Source organism: Gordonia sp. NPDC003950 (assembly GCF_053605205.1).
This window is the reverse complement of the sequence record NZ_JBSGIT010000070.1, coordinates 1-1,351: the sequence shown is the minus strand read 5'-3', so window position 1 is coordinate 1,351 and position 1,351 is coordinate 1. Positions and strand designations below refer to the sequence as shown.

Genomic DNA, 1,351 nt, shown 5'->3' with positions numbered 1-1,351 from the left:
GGGAATGCGGTGATGCCCCGCAACACGTGTGTGTTGCGGGGCATCCCGGAATGATAGTTCGGCGGTGTCCTACTCTCCCACACCGATCAGAGTGCAGTACCATTGGCGCTGGTGGGCTTAGCTTCCGGGTTCGGAATGGGACCGGGCGTTTCCCCACCGCTATAGCCGCCGAAACACTATGAAATTAGCCGATACATCCCGTCACGGGACGCACCCCTGTTTTTGGGGGCACACGGGGGCGGAGCCCCTGTGCGATGTGCTATTTCAGAAGTACATAGTGGATGCGACACATTTTATTGTGAGTTAAAGAAATGTTGTTGTAAGTCCTCGGCCGATTAGTACCAGTCACCTACACCTGTTACCAGGCTTCCAGTTCTGGCCTATCAACCCCATGGTCTGTAGGGGGCCTTAACCCCTCAAAAGGGGGTGAGAAACCTCATCTTGGAACAGGCTTCCCGCTTAGATGCTTTCAGCGGTTATCCCTTCCGAACGTAGCCAACCAGCAATGCTCCTGGCGGAACAACTGGCACACCAGAGGTTCGTCCGTCCCGGTCCTCTCGTACTAGGGACAGGTTTCCTCAAGTTTCTAACGCGCGCGGCGGATAGAGACCGAACTGTCTCACGACGTTCTAAACCCAGCTCGCGTGCCGCTTTAATGGGCGAACAGCCCAACCCTTGGGACCTACTCCAGCCCCAGGATGCGACGAGCCGACATCGAGGTGCCAAACCATCCCGTCGATATGGACTCTTGGGGAAGATCAGCCTGTTATCCCCGGGGTACCTTTTATCCGTTGAGCGACACCACTTCCACACGTTGGTGCCGGATCACTAGTCCCGACTTTCGTCCCTGCTCGACATGTACGTCTCACAGTCAAGCTCCCTTGTGCACTTACACTCACCACCTGATTGCCAACCAGGCTGAGGGAACCTTTGGGCGCCTCCGTTACATTTTGGGAGGCAACCGCCCCAGTTAAACTACCCACCAGGCACTGTCCCTGAACCCGATCAGGGTCCGAGGTTAGAAGTCCAATACGATCAGAGTGGTATTTCAACAACGACTCCACAACCACTGGCGTGGCCGCTTCACAGTCTCCCACCTATCCTACACAAACCGAACCGAACACCAATACCAAGCTATAGTGAAGGTCCCGGGGTCTTTTCGTCCTGCCGCGCGTAACGAGCATCTTTACTCGTACTGCAATTTCGCCGAGTCTGTGGTTGAGACAGCAGAGAAGTCGTTACGCCATTCGTGCAGGTCGGAACTTACCCGACAAGGAATTTCGCTACCTTAGGATGGTTATAGTTACCACCGCCGTTTACTGGGGCTTAAATTCTCAGCTTCACCACCGAA

2 rRNA genes are annotated in these 1,351 nt (G+C 55.0%); both read right to left on the bottom strand.

Annotated elements, in window-relative coordinates:
* Positions 1-56: 56 nt before the first annotated feature.
* Positions 57-173 (bottom strand): 5S ribosomal RNA (rrf, locus tag ACWETB_RS23880).
* Positions 174-314: 141 nt separating this feature from the next.
* Positions 315-1,351, bottom strand: a 23S ribosomal RNA gene (locus ACWETB_RS23875); the annotation flags it as partial.